The sequence below is a fragment of the Psychrobacter sp. 1Y4 genome, from assembly GCF_051847555.1.
Genome location: NZ_JBPYDE010000012.1, coordinates 45,267 through 63,989 on the forward strand (window position 1 = coordinate 45,267; position 18,723 = coordinate 63,989).

Genomic DNA, 18,723 nt, shown 5'->3' on the forward strand with positions numbered 1-18,723 from the left:
CAATAATTAAAACCGTTTGCTTAAAATGAAATATCAATGACGTTTAACTGAGTTTATACACTAGCAATAACCTGCCAGCTGGCAGTCGCTTGATACTTGTCTTGATGCGCAAACAAAGGATGGCTTTGAGCTTCTGCCAAATTAAGTACTGGGGTTACGCAAGCATCAACCTCTGCGAACAATTCTTCCCAATACGTCATCGTTTGACTAGCAAACTTCTCTATCATTGCTTGCTCAGCTTGTTTACTCTCAGCTGTATTTGGCATTGATCCACGCTGCCAATGAGCATCAACGTATTCAGATAAGTCTAAGGTCTCGCATAATAATCGCCAGAACTTAAACTCCAACGAGCCGACTGCCATATGGCGACCATCTTGTGTTTTGTACAACCGATAGCACGGCAGCCATCCACCCAAGAAGTCATTCTGAGGCTCTGGGCGTTGTCCATTTATATTTTTCATCATATCAGCTGTCGCTTTTGGCATGACCAGATGCTGATACAAGCTATGCGTCATACTCACGGCTATGTGTCGACCGCGACCAGTATTTTTAGCGGCAAGTACCGCTGCTAATAAGGTAATCACTGCGGTATCGCTACCACCAGCCAAATCTGCAAATTGCATATTGGGCATAGCTTGATCGCCTGAGGCTGTTTTGAGTTGATCGAGGGTGCCGCTCATTGCCATAAAGTTGATATCATGCCCCGCCTTCGCTGCCCAAGACTTACCTGTAGCATCAAGCGCCTCTGGAATACCATAGCCTGTGATAGAAACCATCACCAGTTTTGGATTAATAGCATGTAAAGTAGCGGCATCTAAACCCATTCCAACAAGGACCTCAGGGCGAAAACTATCAAGCATAACGTCTGCATCTTTGATGTGCGCTTTTATTGCTTCAATGCCTGCTTCGCTACGAAAATCCACTTTTTCGCAGTGTTTGCCATGGTTTAAAGCTTTGAATAGTTCACCAAATGCCCGTCCTGGATCGCCATTTTCTGGTTCAATTTTAATGATTTCTGCACCAAGATCGGCGAGTAAGCGCGTCGCGAACGGACCGGGAAGATTACGTGTGAGATCGACAACTTTGAGCCCGTTTAGACAGTCAGCCATCATGCTTTTTGAGATACCTGATATCGAACTGTCCGGTATTAACTCTCTATTAGTCATCTGAAAACACCTCGCCTTTTTTTGCCATTTCTATCAAAATTTGTGCAGGCTCAAAACGCGTACCAAACTTAGCGGCCAGCTCATGACTACGCTTAACGAAATTTTCTATTCCTACCGCATTGATAAACTGTAGCGTCCCCCCTTGAGGCGGGGCGAAACCCCAACCAAAGATAGAGCCTACATTACCTTCAGCGACAGAGCGTAAGACGTTTTCTTCGTAACAGCGCGCTGACTCGTTGGCTTGAATATAGAGGAGGCGATCTATCAGCTCTGCCATGTTTGGCTGCTCATCAACGGATGGAAATAGCTCAGTCAATTTTGGCCATAACTGCTTATCACCCTTGCCCTCTGTATTTTGCGAATAATCATAAAAGCCTTTGCCGACCTTTTTACCTAAGCGCTCATGATCTTTTGCAATCACTTTAAGTACCGCTTCTGCCGGATGACTGACCCACTCTTTACCCTCGCTGATTGTATCTTTTTTGGTCTGTTCTTTAATACGCAATGATAAATCAAGCGACACCTCATCTTGCAGTGCAAGCGGCGGCATCGGCATACCAGCTTTAAGACCAGCCACTTCAATTCGTCGAGGATGTACGCCCTCACCTAACATCGCAATACCTTCTGACACATACGTACCAAATACGCGCGAGGTATAAAAGCCGCGACTGTCGTTGACGACGATAGGCGTTTTGCCAATTTGTAGCACAAAATCAAAAGCTTTTGCTAAGGTTGCATCATCAGTCTGCTCGCCCATGATAATCTCAACTAAGGGCATCTTATCGACTGGTGAGAAAAAGTGCAGCCCGATGAATTGAGAAGGACGTTTACTTGTAGTGGCTAAGCTCGTAATAGGAATGGTCGACGTATTAGAAGCATAAACGACCGTTTCAGCGATGACGGCTTCTGCTTGCTCAGTACATTTGGCTTTGATATCGCGATTTTCAAATACCGCTTCGATGACCAAATCACAACTTGCAATATCATCATAGGAAATGGTGGTTTGAATTTTACTTAATAACGCTTCTTTTTTGGTATCGTTTGAGCGTCCGCGATTAATGGCTTTATCAAGTAGGTTTTCTGAATACTGTTTACCCTTATTTGCGTTTTCAATACTGGTATCTAATAGCACCACATTGATGCCCGCTTTGGCGGCAACATATGCAATCCCAGCACCCATCATCCCTGCGCCAAGTACCGCAACCTTATTTACTTTTTGACGATCAAAGCTGTTAGGACGCGATTGTCCTTTTTTAATTTGGTTTAATTGCGTCCACATAGAAGTGATTAAATTGTTAGATTCAGGCGACAGCACACAAGCGGCAAAGTAGCTCGATTCGACCTCAAGGGCAGCATCGATAGCAAGTAAGCTACCTTCAAATACGCAAGACATAATATGGGTAATGGCAGGATAATTGCCGTGAGATTTTTGGTACGCCATAGCTGGTGCAACAGATAGCATTTGCGCGTTCTTTGGGTTATTCGCATTGCCACCAGGAATGCTAAAGCCTTTTTTGTCCCACGGTTGCTGTGCGTCAGGATTGGCTTTAATCCACGCTTTAGCTTGGTGTAACATGTCGTCTTTGTCACTAGCTATCGCATCAATAAACCCAATATCTTTAGCAGCGGTAGCATTGACAATTTTACCTTGAGTCATCATCTCAAGCGACTTTTGCATGCCAAGTAGGCGCATGAGACGCTGAGTACCACCGCCGCCAGGTAGTAAGCCTAATTTCACCTCGGGCAAACCAAGTTTGGTTTTAGGTGAATCAATAGCGAGTCGGTAATGACAGCCCAACGCAACTTCTAGCCCGCCACCAAGCGCCGAACCTGTCATCGCGGCAACGACCGGTTTGCCAGATTTTTCAAGCTTACGTAGGCTTGCTTTGAGCGACTCCGCCAATTCAAACGCTTGCTCGTGAGTATGAATACTCGCGAGCTGGTCAATATCTGCGCCAACGATAAAGCTGTCTTTACCTGACGTTAAGATAAGCCCTTTAACCGTCTCATCGTTTGTGAAAGCATCGACCAATACTTTAAACGATTGATTAAAAGTATCATCAATCACATTCATCTGACGCTCGGTTTGGTTGATAGTGACTGTTACGATATTGTCATCGTCACGCTCAGCAGAAAAATCTGCCAACTTATTAATCGTTGGGGTGCAATCCATGCTCATTATTATTCCTTTTTAAATTCAAACTTATTATTTAACCATTGTTTTACAGATAGCTTATACACGCTCAATGATAGTGGCGATGCCCATACCGCCACCGACACAAAGCGTAATCATCGCCGTTTTTAAATCACGGCGCTCTAACTCTTCAAGCACAGTGGTAAGTAGCATGGCACCCGTGGCTCCTAACGGGTGTCCCATCGCAATAGCGCCACCATTAACGTTGACTTTGTCCAATGAAACGCCCAAATCTTTCGCCGTCTTCATCGGTATCGCGGCGAACGCTTCATTGATTTCCCATAGATCAATATCGGCTGCCGTCATACCGGCTTTTTTGAGCGCCTTTTGACAAGCAGGTGTCGGACCGGTCAGCATAATAGAGGGCTCAGAGCCAATGACCGACGCCATAATGACTTTTGCACGCGGACGCAATCCTGCTTTTTTACCCGCAGCTTCGCTCCCCAGAAGGCAAAGCGCAGCGCCATCAACAATACCAGAGGAATTACCAGCATGATGCACATGATTGATACGCTCAATGCTGGTATATTTGTCCAGCAAGACGCTATCAAAGCCCATCGCGCCAAGCTGGGCAAAGGAAGGCTTGAGCCCTGCTAAAGTATCGACTGTCGTATCGGGACGAATGGTCTCATCTTTATCAAGCAACAATCGACCATTTAAATCATGCACAGGTATTACCGCATTGTCGTAATAGCCAGCAGCCCATGCGTTAGTAGCGCGCTGATGCGACTCGGTAGCAAAGGCATCAACATCTGTACGACTAAACCCTTCAAGTGTCACAATGGTATCGGCACCAACGCCTTGCGGGGCAAAGCCAGTCACAGAATTTACCCGCGGATCCATAAACCAAGCGCCACCATCTGCGCCCATTTTTACACGGCTCATTGATTCGACACCGCCTGCAACGACCATATCCTCCATACCTGACATGATTTTACTCGCCGCCAAGTTAATAGATTCAAGGCCAGAGGCGCAAAACCGCGACAATGTCACGCCAGCGACCGTTTCATGCCAGCCCGCATCAAGCACCGCAATGCGGGCAATATCTGCCCCCTGTTCGCCGATTGGGGTCACACAGCCGAGCACCACATCATCGACCAAGCTAGTGTCTAAATCATTGCGCTGTTGCATGGCATTAAGTAAGGTGCGTACCAGCCAAATGGGTGTCGCTTGATTTAAGCTGCCGCCTGCTTTGCCTTTACCGCGAGGGGTACGAATGGCGTCGTAAATATAAGCCGTCTGAATCATGCTATATCCTTATAGTCTTAATGAAATGGTTTTGATGAAAATTTGAAAAAACGAGTCGCTTACATAAAGCGTGACGCCAGCTCTTTCATAATCTCGTTGGTACCGCCATAGATTTTCTGTACCCGCGCATCAGCGTACAAACGCGCAATCGGATATTCCATCATATAGCCATAACCACCAAATAACTGGACGCACTCATCCATTACGATGCACTGTTTTTCGGTCACCCAATATTTAATTAAAGCAGCATGCTGCACCGTGAGCTTATCTTCGACCAATGCTTCAATAGCAGCATCACATAAGGCGCTTGAGGCAATATAGTGTGTGTTACATTCTGTCAGCTTAAAGCGGGTATTTTGAAAGCTCCATACCGGCTTGCCAAAAGCGGTGCGTTCTTTGGTATAGTCAATGGTCAAATCTAGTGCTAATTTCATCGCCCCAATCGCTGCCAGTGCTACGATCAAACGCTCTTGCGGTAATTCTTGCATTAATTGCGCAAAACCTAACCCTTCAACCGTACCCAACAAATTGGCTTGCGGCACGCGCATGTTATTGAAGAACAGCTCTGAGGTATCTTGTGAGGCTAAGCCGAGTTTTTTAAGCTTTTTGCCACGCTCAAACCCCGGAGCATTATCGGTTTCGACAATTATAAGCGATACACCTTTAGCGCCAAGAGATCGGTCAGTTTTGCAAGCAACGATAATTAAATTACCCAATTGACCGTTAGTGATAAAGGTCTTTGAACCATTGATAATATAATCATCGCCTTCTTTGACTGCGTAGGTCTTGATGTTTTGCAAATCTGAGCCTGTGCCCGGCTCAGTCATAGCAATCGCGCCGATTAACTCCCCTGTTGCCATTTTGGGTAGCCACTTTTGCTTTTGCTCTTCAGTACCATGATGCAAAATATAAGGGGCGACGATGCCTGAATGCAAAAAGCCACCGAAGCCTGCTTGATTGGCTTCAGATTGCGCATAAATCAGCGCTGCTTCATGACGAAAGTCACCACCTGCCCCGCCGTATTCTTCTGGCATTGAAGCACACAAAAACCCCATCTCGCCTGCTTCTAGCCAAGCTTCCCGATCGAGCATACCGTTTTCACGCCACTTCTCATCGTGTGCTTCCCAATCTCTAAATACTTTGAGCGCACTCTCATGCAGCATTTCAATCTCTTCATCCATCCACTTTGGCTTAAAGCATGCAATAGTCATTGATCCATCCTTGGTCTTGGGTTACTAGGTAATTTGATTATTTACTATACTTGTTTATACAATGCCTGCCAAACCAAAGCTCATGAACTACTAGGTCATTAACTTTATTGATTATTAGCCAGTATCGTTAATTGCAAGCGAGGTTATTATGTTTTTAATCATTGCTTTAATCCATTCTATAACATCATAATTACGCAAAAACCCCGTATTGGGGCTTTTTTATGGAGATAGCATTCAGATAATAAGTTGACTATAATTACGTCAAGCTTACAAAGCTGACTTAAAACGCTTTATTAATGGTTGTATTAAGTTGGCTAATGCTCTTGAAATTTAGGTCTACGTTATGAAGAACACGTTGTTAATATCTGGTTTAATCGTCACTATCTCTATACCTGTCCATGCAGCAGATTATCAAAGCTTTATTGCGCCAAGCTCCTTAGGCAAAAGCATACATACACTGAACAAGAAGTATCAGTTAGGATTGAAAAAACAAAGTTCCGGCAAATATGGCAATCGTGAGCTTAATGATTGCAGGCTTATTGTAAAAACAAATAAGAAAAATCGGATTAATGAAATTAAAATAATAGACAGTAAAAGCTGCAAATATTCTACTACCTCCAATGTGAACTATAATAGTCAAACTACCAAGACTCAGGATTTGCTCAGCCAAGTTGATATTCAAGACGTACAGTTTGTTCCAGGCTGTTTTAACTGTCCCTCACGGTTAGAAATAACCGATACACTAGTTATTGAGCGCGAAAAAGACAACTACCTCACAAAGTTTGAGATAAATGGACATAATAGAAAGTACTTAAACTATATTGCCAAAAATCTTTTTGGTGATTTCTCAGATGAAAATTATTACTCCACCATGAATCTGCTCGAGTCAAGAGCTGCTGAGGAACCTAGCCTTTACGATCGTAACGAGTTCAAATTACAAGCCATTGAAGCTTACAATTTGCAAGACAAACCGCAGAGCTATACGATTGCACTTAAATAGCTTATTTAAAATGGCCACTTACATTAAGTGGCTATAAGTTCTGCTAGTAAGACAATTTATGTTGCTATGTAGGTAACTGCTGTGCAAATTACGCAGAATAGGCGGGCAACACTATTTGCACCACCAACCCTTGAATACCATCTTGTCGATTATAGACACTGATCTGACCCTTATGTGCCATCACCACCGCATGGACGATCGCTAATCCTAATCCATAGCCACCAGTTTCGCGATGGCGGGCAGAGTCTAGCCGTACAAAGGGCTGAAAAATACGCTCCAAATCTTCATCCGCAACACCGCCGCCCTCATCTATTATGCTAATTTGAATAGCAGAGGTTTTACCGTCCATCTCTGCTTGTTTAATCTCAGCAATAACCGTTGAATCAGCTGCAGTATGCATAAAAGCATTACGAATGACGTTTTCAAGTGCACTGTGTAGCTGTTCTTGATTGCCTAGCACTGTCCAAGGAGTATCTGGAGAAGTAGCTGATAAAGGCATGACTAATGAAGAATCTGTCAATAATGAATTATCCGGCTGCCATTGCCAGTGTACGTTTTTCTGTTGAAACTCAAAGCAGACATCTTGTCCAATCTCACTGATAATCTCAGCAATATCAACTGCTTCATTTTCTAAATTGTCGATAGTATATTGCTGCATTTGTAGAGATTGAATATGAATGATTTGCTCGATTAGCTCATTCATCCGCGCAGATTCTTTATCAATACGGTCAAGGTAACGATTGGCATTCGGCGCAAAGTCTCGCGTCAGCTCAGTTGCAACGTCAAGCCGTGCCAATGGCGAGCGTAGTTCGTGTGAGATATCACTGAGCATCTGCTTGCGTGCCAGCTCACTCTCAGCCAGCCTTGTTGATAGCTTGGCTACGTCTTTTGCGAGTAAACCAAGCTCATCATCTCCCATCTTAGATAGATTGGGATTAGCCTGATAATCGCCGTCAATCATACGGTGCACCGTGTTTTGTACACGGCGAATACGCTGGGTCAGTGTACGACTCAGCCAAATGCAGACTAAGACACTAAAAAGGATAATCAGCAATAAACGTATCGGAAAATTACCACGTTGCAGTGCTACAACGTCGGCAAAACGCAGATGCGGACGCAATTGTACAATGACCGCTTGCTCATCTGGTAAGACGACCGTCACGTCAGCCAACTCAGGACGACTATCGGGATTAGCTATATTCGCACGATTCGCTGTCATCGGTGACAGGATATTATCTAAAAGTGACGGCTCATTATCCGATATTCTATCGTTGTTGTTATTAGACATTTTATTATCAGACATTTCATCATCAGGCTTAGGCACTGACTGCATTAATGGCATTAATGAAGGCCTCATTACCTGCCGACCATCTGGCATTCGCTCTTGTCTATGTTCTTGCCTACGCTCATCTCTATCACCATAACGCGGAAATATAATGGCGCCTTGCTCATCATAGACTCTGATTTGATTCATCAGCCATCGGTCTTCACGATACATCTGCCTAACGGTAGTTAAATCACCTACTTGTAACGCTTCAACCATCTCTTGACGCTTAATTAATAAACTATCAATTTGTACATCCATGCGAGCATTCAGCGCTTTTTCGACCAACCAGCGCTCCACCACGATAGATAGAATAGAGGTGATCAGAATCGTTAATAATAGGCTCAGAAACAGACGCCAAAACAGCGTGATTCGCAGCTTAAATTTAGTCGCTTGATTAAGCGTTTTATTGTTAATAGCTTTCTTGGCAGGTTTCATCGATAAGTCCGTCATTACAGCACCAGCTGATAGCCTTTACCACGGATAGCTTTGATAGGCTCATCGTGGAAAGGTTGGAGTTTTTTGCGTAGGCGCGACACATGTACATCAAGGCTACGATCGAATGGCTGCAGTTCACGCTGCAACACATGCTCTGATAGCCACGCCTTACTCACCACCTCACCTTTTTGTTTGAGTAGCGCGACCAATAAATCAAATTCTGTCCCCGTCACTTGTAGCTCTACGCCATCTATCTGACAAAGCCGCTGATTTTGATCCAGATGCAAACGACTCTCTGGTAGCGGAGTATGCTCTGATGCTGCCGCATTAGTCCGCTTGATAACGGCATTGATACGTGCCAGCAACTCACGCGGATTGCAGGGTTTAGTGATGTAATCATCAGCGCCAAGCTCAAGCCCAATGATACGATCGATCTCTTCACCTTTTGCCGTCAACATAATGACTGGAATATCACTAATATTCGGCAATTGACGTAGCACACTAAGCCCATCGATTTTTGGCATCATAATATCCAGTACCAGCAAATCATAAGCAGAAGCTGAAACATCGCTATTTGCGGTTTTAAGCTTCTGGATGACCGCCTCACCATCGTGAACGCAATCACATTGAATACCATGATTGTGCAAGTATTCTTGTAATAACTGGGTCAACTCTTCGTCATCATCACCTAGCAATATATTTGGCACATCTGTCTCCTTGAGCCTTAATAGCGTTATCATCCATATTATCAGGCATGTGCTTATCAATACGCTATAAACGTTACCTTTCTTAATACTTTATAAATGTTCGCAACCTTTAACTGTCGTAAGATAGCGCATATCAACAGCAAGTATTGCTTTTATAAATTGTGCTTATACAGCGTAGTGCTTATAGAGTAGCTGACAGTACTTATCTACAACGTTCTAAAAATCATGCTTGCAAGATAAAAACTTAATGTTCATTTAACCAAATCGAATTAAATAAAGGATATCTTTATGAAAAAATTATTAATGGGTTCAGTACTAGCAATGTCTAGCGTATTTACAGTTACCGCTTGTACGAGTGTCAACGCAACCACTGATACAGCAACAACGACCAGCAAAATGCAGCATCATAAAACAGGTGTGAAAGGCGGCATGCATAAAGGCGGTATGAGAGGTCCAATGTCGCAGCTAGACTTGACCGCCACACAGCAGGCGCAAATCAAAGCCATCATGGAGGCCAAACACGGCAACCGTAAAGCTGAGCGCGCACAAAGCAAGGCAGAACGGGCACAAATGCATCAGCAACTACAAGCACTGACCAATGCCAGCACGCTGAACACCGCCAGCACGCTGAACACCGCCGCGCTTAACCGCCTAGCGGATCAGCAAGCAGCTAAAATCAAACAACGCTTTATCGAGCGCGTCCAGACCCAGCATGCTATTTCGCAGGTCTTAACTGCTGAGCAGCGTGCCAAGATGGAACAACTCAGATCAGAAAGACAAGAAAAAGGGCGTCAGCATTCACAGAACCGTAAAGGACATGATAAACAGCAACGCCAAGGCATGTAATTTGTCATTAATATAGAGATTTATATTAAGGCTTAATGTCTCATAAAACTCGGTATAAAAATATAAAAAAGCGCATCGTATGAACGGTGCGCTTTTTAGTTGTCTATGTTAATAAAGGTTAATCAAACTAAACTTACCTATTTTCAAACAGTCTTCAATCGATCGAATCAAGACGCTCTTTAGCCATCGGTAACATAGCAAAAACCATCTTACCCATCGTAGTGCCATTACCATCGCGATAATACTGTATCAGCTCATCACCATACTCGCGCACATCAATACTATTACTCGCGTTCGGCACTTGCATATCACTTGGTAAGTTAGGAAATGCCTTGTCCTGAGGACGTATAGCAGAGTATTGCTGCAAAATGTCCATTACCAAATTCTTATCAGAGTCGGTTTTGTTTGGAAACTCACTACGCAGATGCTGCCATTTTAGCTGACCACGTTTATCAAATCCGTATAGCTCCTGCACCATTGAACTCGTTTCTATCTCAGCTTCTGATGTCTCAACCTCGCTATATATGCGTCCTTTTATCATTGCTAACATTTGCTGCATTAACACTTTACTAGTGAATTTATCAGAACTTGCGGCGGTTGCTTGGTAAGTTTCATTCTTATTGACTAACTCTGGATATTTCTTAGTAATACGATCATAAAAAATACCCATGTAGTCTTGGTAAAATTGCTCATAGCTTGCAGCGCTTTGTACACGGCGAATAACTTCATCGCTTGCTAGCATTGCTGGCAGTTGATGCGCAGGCAGCTTGGGAGTAAGTGACGCTAATGTATTAGGAGCGACATAGTCAAACTGGCTAATAGATGCGCTGTCGAATGTAATATCTAACGCGGCAAAGTGGCTTTTTATCAATTCATTGCCAAAGCCTTTAGGCAGCGTGCCGTCGTTAATGGCTATTTTTAACCACTTATTTAGCCATTTTGTACCGAGCTTATCGTCTAACATTTCTGAATTGAGCATCGCAAAGTTATCTGCCCATAGATAAATATTACCGTTTTTAAAATCTATATAGATGGGCTGATTGATACTGCTTTGATGATTGCGCGCTTGGTACTGTGCGCTTGCGAGCATCGTAGCCTTGCCAGCCATAGGCTGATAAACACCTTGCGAGTTGATAGATAACGGTTTTAACAAGTAAGCATCTAGCAACTGCGCTTTCTTGATATCTTGCGGTGTTGATTTGTTGTCATAATTGTCAAATAGCTGTTGGTAATGAGGCGATACGGTGACATCACTATCGTACTGATTATCTTCCCATGCTTGATAGGCATCCGCGCATTCAAGGTAAGACTGCTTAATTGCCGTTCGCAGAGCTTCATAACTAACAGCTTCGATATCTTTACTCTGGGTTTCCGCTTGGCTTACTAATGCTACATACGCCTGATCATGGGTTTCTTCGCAGTAATCATAAATATAATCTGAGCCGACTAAATTCTTGGCATTTATATTGGTAAATTGCTGATCGTTACCAATCTCAAGATTGGCATGATAGCTAAAAGACTGGCGTCGTTGCTTCTGTAAGGCAGTTGCCAACGCTTTTTTGGCCGCAGCTGGCGTTTGCTTTGCTGTCATAGCGTTCGATTGGCTCAAGCTGGTAGATTGGCAACCCGTTAATAACAGTGCTCCCGTTAGAAGCGTACTGCTAAATAATACACTGCCTTTAATCATTGATGGAAGGCTAGTTAAAGGTGGGCTAGCTAACGGAAAAAGATTTGCGATGGCTTGACGTACTGTTTTCATTTTTTATCCTTATAAATATGGGCTTGAACATAACAAGATAGGATTATTTATTTTCCTTTGTCAGTATCATCTTCAGCATCGTCGTATTCACCATTCTCATAGTTGCTACTGTCATCACCGTAACCACTGCTTTCGTCATCACTTAAGCTACTATCGTCATATTCATAGCGTACATAACGAGCCGCTTGCAGTCTGTCTTTCTGTTGACGTTGCTCGACCATCCAAGCGTTGCCATCGATAGCAGGTTTGGCATTTGCGTCAAAAGACTCCGCTAATACAGGCGTTAGTGTATGGTTATTAAAACTACTTTTATCGTAGCGTATTTGGTTTAGTACAGTAGTAGTTGAACCCATCAAATCGCTACCGATATTGGTACGTTGCTGCTTAGCAAGCAAGTGATCTGAGCTGTCTAAGTAATAGTAATTCACCTGATTAAATGAGATAGGAGCGATGGCTTCGATTAGCTGTAATAATGCGCCCACATCTGCACTTTGGTAGCCTTTGTTGTATAGCTGCAACTTAGCAAGCACCGCTTTTAGCATGGCACCATCAGGATATTTCTGCGGGTTGGCATCGACATGATCTTGTAGTGATTGGGTCATATATTTTAGGGTTTTTCCGATCATTTCACCGCTTTGCTTGCTGCCAAAATATACCTTTACCGCTCGACTCGCACCGACTTCTTTGGCAAATGTATCGTTTCGAATATCTACTGCACTGAAATACTCAGGCGCGAGCTCTGCCATGCTATTTTGTACAGCATCAATCGCCGCATCATAAAGGACTGACGGTGGCAACTGTGCTGTAATACTCTCTGGCAACCCAAAGCTTACGGTATGCGATGCCATCTCGTTAGGTAGTGGTGTTTTCTCAGGATTGACAAGCGCCATAATAGGCATGATTGCTGATGGATCTACCGAAATGCGACTGTTATTAAAATCGAATGCGAGCGGTATTTGTACGGATGAGCTAATCGTTGGTGTGATGTACTCGTAGCTATAAACACTTTGCAGCTGTCGTTGTTTGGGCTTGTATCGACTGACACTATTGAACGTTAAGTTTTGATATTGATAAGCATTCGATGCCGCTATCTGCTCAGGCGTACGATGAATCATACTTAGAACTTGGCCAATCATACCTTTTGACGACAAAGGATGGCTTTCGTCGTTCGTACTCTCTTTTTGCTGTTTTGCCTTTTGTACAGCCTCATAGCTCTTAGCTAGCTCTTTAGGGTTAAACTCTGCCATCTTTGATAGCACACCATTACTTACCTCATTGTCATCATCACTGTCTATACTTTCTCCATATCGATCATAGCCATACTCATCATAGCCGTCTTGATTGTAGCCATCATTATCGTAAGCTTCTTCTACAGCTTCGGCTTCAATATACTCGTCATAATCTGAATCGTAATCTGAGTCATAATCGTCTGAGGCTGTATTTTTGTAAGCATAAGCTTCTATAATTGTTTTAAGAAGACTACTAGAGCCTGCATCAATGCTATCTGGATCAATAAAAGGTGCCATATGATAATTGGCTTGTGCGACTGCTACATGCTCAGTGGCTAAATGCTTCCGAATGGCAACAAGTAAATGTGACTTGGCTTGATTCTCCGTATTTGGAAATTTGGGCTGATTGAATAATTGCTCGTAACGCTCAGATTTGGCATTTAAGCTGGTATTAAACGCTTGACCTTGTGATTGGATAAGTGCGTTGTCTGAGTTTTCAAAGTTAATAAGCGTTGCTGATGCAGTAGCAGACGTTGATACAGTTGGACTTGATTGACAACCTGAAAGCACAAAAGATGCACTGCCGAACAGCATACAACCTGTCATGGATAACAATCTAGGTAAATGATAGTTGCCTTGAGCATTATGAGATGAGTTATGTGGCACTGATTCAGATAGACACTGTCGATCGCCATTATTAGAGTGATTTGATGACATAAGAATCCTTTTATCCAGGGGACGATAGCAACGCCATTAAGAGCGTTATTATTTATAGCACAAAAGATTACAAATTAGTGACTTATGCGTAAAATAACAATTGGTATATTAAGATTGATTTTCCAAAAAGCTCAAATTCTTTGATGATTGAAGCAGCTAGTTCGCAGAAATTTTCTTAGCAATGTCATTTGCGACTAATTAGTAATATTAAAAACAAAAGCTAACATTTGGTTTGTGCTAGCTGCTATATTCATTATTATCTACTTATTTTTACTTCCGCCTAATTGCTCACCTACTCGTAAAAAGGACTTTGCGATGCCAAAATTATCTTTTCACTCTCACAACGATACCGCTTCTTCTCAAAACCGTCATAATAAAGCACTGGTAAAAACAACCCTAAAATCTGCGATGCTATTGGTTAGCAGTACACTATTACTGTCTGTATCTGCTCATGCGCTTGAACCCGTTGCACCAAATGATGGTAATACAATAAATAACACCTCAATCAATACCAGTGCAATCAATCTTGCCATCATGGCGGACAACCCAACGGTCGTACTTGAGACTCAGCGCATCACCCGAGCGAAAACCAATACGCTTACCTCAACGACTAGCAATGCCAAAGCCGATCAAGCCATCTACTCTGAAGATGCTATCCATCATCCGGTCTGGGCAAAGAACGGCATGGTAGCCACTCAAGAAGCATTGGCCTCTGACATTGGCTTAAAGATTTTGAAAGACGGTGGCAATGCCGTTGATGCTGGCGTCGCTGTTGGTTTTGCATTAGCCGTTACCTTACCGCGCGCTGGGAACATCGGCGGCGGCGGCTTTATGATGATTTATGATGCCGAGAAGGGCAAAACGGTGGCGCTCGATTACCGTGAAAAAGCACCGAGTAGTGCCTCGCGTGATATGTATCTCGATGAGGAAGGCAACGCTGTCAGTGATTTGTCTCGCTTTCATGGTTTAGCTATTGGTGTACCGGGGACAGTCGCAGGGCTTTTAAAAGCGTTAGAAGATCATGGCACGATGAGTCGCGGGCAAGTAATGGCGCCTGCCATTGCACTTGCTGAAGACGGTATAGAAGTCACTGCTGGCTTGTCGGAATCGCTAGAAGCCTTGAGCGATCGTTTGCAAAAATGGCCGAGTACTAAAAAGGTGTTTTTTAGAGCGGATGGCAGCGCGTATCAACCAGGTGAACGCTTAAAGCAGCCAGAACTTGCTCGCTCTCTGAAATTAATTGCCGCACAAGGTGCTGATGGTTTTTATAAAGGTGAGACAGCACGCAAAATCGTCAAAGCCATTAATGACGCTGGCGGCAGTATGAGCTTGCAGGATTTGGCTAATTACGAAGCCATCGCTCGCGAGCCAGTCAAAGGCGACTACCGAGGCTATGAGATCGTCTCGATGCCGCCGCCTTCTTCTGGTGGTATTCATATCGTGCAGATTTTAAACATATTAGAAGGCTATCCGCTTAAAGACTATGGACAAAATAGCGCACAAACCATTCATTTGATGGCGGAAGCGATGCAGTTGGCTTATGCCGATCGAGCTGAGTATTTAGGGGATTCGGACTTCATCGATGTCCCTGCCAGTGGTCTTACCTCTCAAGCGTATGCAGATAATCTCCGTACATCGATTAATCCAAATCAAGCTACGCCAGCAGCAACGATTAAAGCCAACAATCCACTACCCTACGAGAGCGATCAAACCACGCATTTCTCTATCGTTGATAAAGACGGCAATGCGATAGCAAATACCTATACGCTGAACTTCTCATACGGTACGGGCCTTGTCGCTGAAGGTACCGGCATATTACTTAACAACGAGATGGATGACTTTTCTGCTAAGCCAGGCACGCCTAATGGCTATGGCTTACTTGGTGGTGACGCCAACGCCGTTGAAGCCAATAAACGTCCGCTATCTTCTATGAGTCCAACCTTAGTATTTAAGGACAGTAAACCATATATCGTGACAGGCAGCCCCGGTGGTAGCCGTATCATTACTACCGTCACCCAAATCATCTCCAACGTCATCGATCACGATATGAATATCGCCGAAGCCACTCATGCACCGCGTATTCATGATCAATGGCTGCCTGATGAGATTCGCACTGAAAAGGCACTAAATATTGACACGGTTAAAAAACTTGAATCCATGGGCCATACGGTCAGTCCAAAAGCAGCTATGGGCTCAACACAATCAATTATGTTGACGCCAAATGGTGTCTATGGTTCTTCTGATCCGCGTATTGTCGATGCGGCAGTGGTAGGATATTAAATCGGGTAACAAATTGGGTGTTAAATGAGATAATAAAGTTCATTCATTTAGCTAAGGAAAGCCTTATGATTGAGAGCAAAAGACCTGATAAAACCACGTTAGCGACTATGTTTCGCGCTTTTATTGAGCCCGAATACGTAATCAGTGATGAGGAAACCCAAAAGCCTTTTGAGTGTGATGGTCTGTCTGTTTATTGTGATATGCCACTGTTAGTCGTCTTGCCAGATACGGTCGAGCAGATACAAGAAGTCATGCGTATTTGCCATCGTTATGAGATTCCAGTAGTAGCTCGCGGAGCAGGTACCGGACTTTGTGCCGGAGCCATGCCCAATCCCGATGGCGTGCTGTTAGTACTGTCGCGTTTTAAGCACATTCTTGATATAGACCCTTTGGCTCGCACAGCACGCTTACAACCCGGCGTACGTAACTTAGCCATCAGTGAGGCGGCCTCCGTACATGGCTTATATTATGGTCCAGATCCCTCCTCCCAAATTGCTTGTACGATAGGCGGCAACGTCGCTGAAAACTCTGGCGGTGTACATTGTTTAAAATACGGGCTGACGACTCACAACTTATTAAAAGTAGAAATGGTCACCGTTGAAGGCGATTTGATCAGCATTGGTAGTGAAGGACTTGACAGTAACGGCATTGATCTTATGGCCTTAATAACGGGCTCTGAGGGTTTGCTTGGTGTAGTTACCGAAGTGACAGTTAAATTATTACCTAGTCCCGAAAAGGCGCAGGTCGTTATGGCCTGTTTCGATAACGTACAGACGGCAGGTGATGCGGTAGGCGCTATTATTGCTAAAGGCATTATTCCAGCAGGGCTTGAAATGATGGACAGCTACGCCATCATAGCAGCTGAAGCCTTTGCTCAAGCAGGCTACCCTACCGATGCAAAGGCGCTGCTACTATGCGAATTAGATGGTACAGCGGCGGAAGTTCAAGAGCAAATCATCGAAGTTGAACAGCTCTTTAGCCAGCTAGGAGCTACCTCGACTCGAGTGTCTCAGAGCGAGGCGGAACGCGCTTTGTTATGGAAAGGACGTAAGTCTGCCTTCCCAGCGGTAGGCCGAATCTCACCCGACTACTATTGCATGGATGGCACTATTCCTCGTGGCCAACTGGCGCATGTATTGACTGAAATGCAAAAACTCTCAGAGCACTATAATTTGCGTGTGGCCAATGTCTTTCATGCCGGTGATGGTAACTTGCATCCACTGATATTATTCGATGCCAATATGCCGGGTCAGCTTGAAAAAACTGAGGAATTTGGCGCTAGTATCTTAGAGCTTTGTGTCAAGGTAGGCGGTTGTATCACTGGTGAGCATGGCGTCGGTATAGAAAAAATCCGCCAAATGCGTGTGCAATTTAATGAGCAGGAATTACGCCAATTTCATGCTATTAAATCCGCTTTCGACCCTGATGGTACACTTAATCCAGGTAAAGGCATTCCTGTCCTAAAAAATTGTCAGGAATATCGGGCGCTTGATAAGATAATGGACGATTCTGTGCGTCAGCCGCCACAACATGGAGTACCGACATGAAGGATATCAGTGCTGAGCTGATTGAGCGAATTAAACAGGCCAGTAGTGATGGTAGCAAATTACAAATAGTTGGCGGTGGCAGCAAGGAATTTATGGGTCGCACGCCCGAGGGCGTCCCGCTTAACATTGCTGAGCACAGTGGTATCGTTAGTTACGAGCCGATTGAGCTGGTATTGACTGCACGCGCTGGCACGCCGTTGACCGAGATTAATAACGCTTTGAGTGAACATAATCAGAGATTGGCGTTTGAGCCACCGCTATTTAATGGGCAGGCGACTTTAGGAGGCACGCTAGCATGTCATCTATCGGGACCCGGACGTCCTTGGAATGGCTCGGTCCGGGATCATGTCCTCGGTATTCGCCTGATTAATGGTCGAGGTGAAGCGCTGCGCTTTGGTGGTCAAGTGATGAAAAACGTAGCTGGCTACGATGTCTCAAGAATGCAAGCCGGAGCGATGGGGACTTTAGGTGTCATTAGCGAGGTCAGCCTAAAGGTCATGCCCAAACCTGCTACTACTATTACCCTCAAACGCGAGATGGATGCAAAGCAAGCTATCAAAGAGATGAATCGTTTAGCAGGACTGCCTAATCCTTTGACCGCTGCTTGTTGGTTTGAGAATCATCTTTATTTACGTCTAGGGGGCGCGCGTAGTGCAGTCGACAGCACGGTTAAGCAGTGGCAAGGGGTAACATTAGAAGACGGTGATAACCTATGGACACAGCTACGTGAGCAGCAGTTGGGTTACTTTTCAGGTCAAGCACCTTTATGGCGGTTCTCAGTCAATAGTAATGCTGAGCATGTATTGCCAGATAAAGAGTGGCTGCTAGATTGGGGTGGCAGTCAACGCTGGCTGCGCGGTGATTTCGATACTGAATCATTGGAAGCACTTGCCAAGAGTATGGGTGGTCAAGTGAGCCTTTACCGTGGTGGTAATCGGTTACAAGAGGTGTTTCATACTCAGCCTGAGGCACTGCGCGGACTCCATCAACGGCTCAAACAAGCTTTTGATCCAATGAGTATTTTTAATCCAGGTCGTCTCTATAGTTGGATGTAATA

Annotated in this window: 13 protein-coding genes; 5 read left to right on the plus strand and 8 right to left on the minus strand. The window is 44.3% G+C overall.

Annotated elements, in window-relative coordinates:
- Window positions 1-53: 53 nt before the first annotated feature.
- From ACS8FC_RS10930 to ACS8FC_RS10945, 4 genes are all read right to left on the minus strand, one after another.
- The gene (locus ACS8FC_RS10930; RefSeq protein WP_439296791.1) at window positions 54-1,166 is read right to left on the minus strand and encodes a CaiB/BaiF CoA transferase family protein; all 1,113 of its coding nucleotides are present in this window, start codon (window positions 1,164-1,166) and stop codon (window positions 54-56) included.
- Window positions 1,159-3,345, minus strand: coding sequence for a 3-hydroxyacyl-CoA dehydrogenase NAD-binding domain-containing protein (locus ACS8FC_RS10935; RefSeq protein WP_439296792.1), 2,187 nt, complete (start codon window positions 3,343-3,345; stop codon window positions 1,159-1,161). Before ACS8FC_RS10935 ends, ACS8FC_RS10930 begins: the two co-directional genes overlap by 8 nt.
- Window positions 3,346-3,399: 54 nt before the next feature.
- The gene (locus tag ACS8FC_RS10940; RefSeq protein WP_439296833.1) at window positions 3,400-4,605 is read right to left on the minus strand and encodes an acetyl-CoA C-acetyltransferase; all 1,206 of its coding nucleotides are present in this window, start codon (window positions 4,603-4,605) and stop codon (window positions 3,400-3,402) included.
- Between the two features lie 62 nt (window positions 4,606-4,667).
- On the minus strand, window positions 4,668-5,819 hold the full coding sequence (locus ACS8FC_RS10945; protein ID WP_439296793.1) for an acyl-CoA dehydrogenase family protein: 1,152 nt from the start codon (window positions 5,817-5,819) through the stop codon (window positions 4,668-4,670).
- A gap of 343 nt (window positions 5,820-6,162) precedes the next feature.
- On the opposite strand from ACS8FC_RS10945, the gene ACS8FC_RS10950 reads away from it, so the two are divergent.
- Window positions 6,163-6,819, plus strand: a complete 657-nt coding sequence (locus ACS8FC_RS10950) for a hypothetical protein (protein WP_439296794.1) — start codon at window positions 6,163-6,165, stop codon at window positions 6,817-6,819.
- Window positions 6,820-6,907: 88 nt separating this feature from the next.
- On the opposite strand, the gene ACS8FC_RS10955 is transcribed toward ACS8FC_RS10950, so the two are convergent.
- A complete protein-coding gene (locus tag ACS8FC_RS10955; RefSeq protein ID WP_439296795.1) occupies window positions 6,908-8,581 on the minus strand; it encodes a sensor histidine kinase in 1,674 nt (557 codons plus the stop codon).
- Between the two features lie 14 nt (window positions 8,582-8,595).
- The gene (locus tag ACS8FC_RS10960) at window positions 8,596-9,288 is read right to left on the minus strand and encodes a response regulator transcription factor (RefSeq protein WP_439296796.1); all 693 of its coding nucleotides are present in this window, start codon (window positions 9,286-9,288) and stop codon (window positions 8,596-8,598) included.
- A 288-nt stretch (window positions 9,289-9,576) separates the two neighbouring features.
- Here ACS8FC_RS10960 and ACS8FC_RS10965 point away from each other — a divergent pair, with 288 nt between their 5' ends.
- On the plus strand, window positions 9,577-10,134 hold the full coding sequence (locus ACS8FC_RS10965; protein WP_439296797.1) for a Spy/CpxP family protein refolding chaperone: 558 nt from the start codon (window positions 9,577-9,579) through the stop codon (window positions 10,132-10,134).
- Between the two features lie 154 nt (window positions 10,135-10,288).
- Here the strand turns inward: ACS8FC_RS10965 and ACS8FC_RS10970 are convergent, their stop codons facing one another.
- A complete protein-coding gene (locus ACS8FC_RS10970) occupies window positions 10,289-11,893 on the minus strand; it encodes a hypothetical protein (protein ID WP_439296798.1) in 1,605 nt (534 codons plus the stop codon).
- 47 nt (window positions 11,894-11,940) lie between these two features.
- Complete coding sequence (locus tag ACS8FC_RS10975) at window positions 11,941-13,839, minus strand: hypothetical protein (RefSeq protein WP_439296799.1); 1,899 nt, start codon at window positions 13,837-13,839, stop codon at window positions 11,941-11,943.
- A 408-nt stretch (window positions 13,840-14,247) separates the two neighbouring features.
- Between ACS8FC_RS10975 and ggt the strand changes: the two genes are divergently transcribed.
- The 3 genes from ggt to glcE all read left to right on the plus strand — a co-directional run bounded on the left by ggt (window position 14,248) and on the right by glcE (window position 18,721).
- Window positions 14,248-16,119, plus strand: coding sequence for a gamma-glutamyltransferase (gene ggt / locus ACS8FC_RS10980; RefSeq protein ID WP_439296835.1), 1,872 nt, complete (start codon window positions 14,248-14,250; stop codon window positions 16,117-16,119).
- A gap of 65 nt (window positions 16,120-16,184) precedes the next feature.
- A complete protein-coding gene (locus ACS8FC_RS10985) occupies window positions 16,185-17,666 on the plus strand; it encodes an FAD-linked oxidase C-terminal domain-containing protein (RefSeq protein ID WP_439296800.1) in 1,482 nt (493 codons plus the stop codon).
- Complete coding sequence (gene glcE, locus ACS8FC_RS10990; RefSeq protein ID WP_439296801.1) at window positions 17,663-18,721, plus strand: glycolate oxidase subunit GlcE; 1,059 nt, start codon at window positions 17,663-17,665, stop codon at window positions 18,719-18,721. The genes ACS8FC_RS10985 and glcE overlap by 4 nt, the downstream gene beginning before the upstream one ends.
- Window positions 18,722-18,723 lie beyond the last annotated feature (2 nt).

Bases quoted from the DNA above. Each gene is read 5' to 3' on its own strand.
- ACS8FC_RS10975 (WP_439296799.1), bottom strand. From the start codon at position 13,839: ATGTCATCAAATCACTCTAATAATGGCGATCGACAGTGTCTATCTGAA.
- ACS8FC_RS10935 (WP_439296792.1), bottom strand. From the start codon at position 3,345: ATGAGCATGGATTGCACCCCAACGATTAATAAGTTGGCAGATTTTTCT.
- ACS8FC_RS10930 (WP_439296791.1), bottom strand. From the start codon at position 1,166: ATGACTAATAGAGAGTTAATACCGGACAGTTCGATATCAGGTATCTCA.
- ACS8FC_RS10950 (WP_439296794.1), top strand. From the start codon at position 6,163: ATGAAGAACACGTTGTTAATATCTGGTTTAATCGTCACTATCTCTATA.
- ACS8FC_RS10965 (WP_439296797.1), top strand. From the start codon at position 9,577: ATGAAAAAATTATTAATGGGTTCAGTACTAGCAATGTCTAGCGTATTT.
- ACS8FC_RS10955 (WP_439296795.1), bottom strand. From the start codon at position 8,581: ATGAAACCTGCCAAGAAAGCTATTAACAATAAAACGCTTAATCAAGCG.
- ACS8FC_RS10970 (WP_439296798.1), bottom strand. From the start codon at position 11,893: ATGAAAACAGTACGTCAAGCCATCGCAAATCTTTTTCCGTTAGCTAGC.
- ggt (WP_439296835.1), top strand. From the start codon at position 14,248: ATGCTATTGGTTAGCAGTACACTATTACTGTCTGTATCTGCTCATGCG.
- ACS8FC_RS10945 (WP_439296793.1), bottom strand. From the start codon at position 5,819: ATGACTATTGCATGCTTTAAGCCAAAGTGGATGGATGAAGAGATTGAA.
- glcE (WP_439296801.1), top strand. From the start codon at position 17,663: ATGAAGGATATCAGTGCTGAGCTGATTGAGCGAATTAAACAGGCCAGT.
- ACS8FC_RS10985 (WP_439296800.1), top strand. From the start codon at position 16,185: ATGATTGAGAGCAAAAGACCTGATAAAACCACGTTAGCGACTATGTTT.